This is a genomic window from Streptomyces malaysiensis subsp. samsunensis (assembly GCF_024519315.1).
GTDB classification, from domain to species: Bacteria; Actinomycetota; Actinomycetes; order Streptomycetales; family Streptomycetaceae; genus Streptomyces; species Streptomyces malaysiensis.
Genome location: NZ_JANIIC010000289.1, coordinates 1 through 335, shown reverse-complemented (window position 1 = coordinate 335; position 335 = coordinate 1). Strand labels below are relative to the sequence as shown.

The 335-nt window shown below is 67.8% G+C and carries 1 protein-coding gene; it reads right to left on the bottom strand.

Annotation, left to right across the window (positions count from 1 at the left end):
* Nucleotides 1-335 (bottom strand): AMP-binding protein (locus NQU54_RS48935; protein WP_257636707.1); only part of this gene is annotated, 335 nt, incomplete at both ends.

Here is a 335-nt window from a genome sequence, read left to right as displayed (position 1 = left end):
ACGCACCCCACAACTCCCACACCGAGAAATCAAACGCAAAGGAGTGAAACAGCGTCCACACATCATCCGCGCCGAAGCCGAACCACCCATCCGTCGCCTCGAACAGCCGCACCACATTCCCGTGCGACACCACCACACCCTTGGGCCGCCCCGTCGAGCCCGATGTATAGATCACGTAGGCCGCCGCCTCCGGCGAAACCCGCACCCCCACGTCCGACCCGTCAAGACCCGCCAACTCGGCCATGACCTCGACATCGTCCAGCACCACCAGCGGAACCCCCGCCGGCGCCTCCACACCCGCGCCCGCCCCCGTCACCACCAGCGAAGGGCCCGCG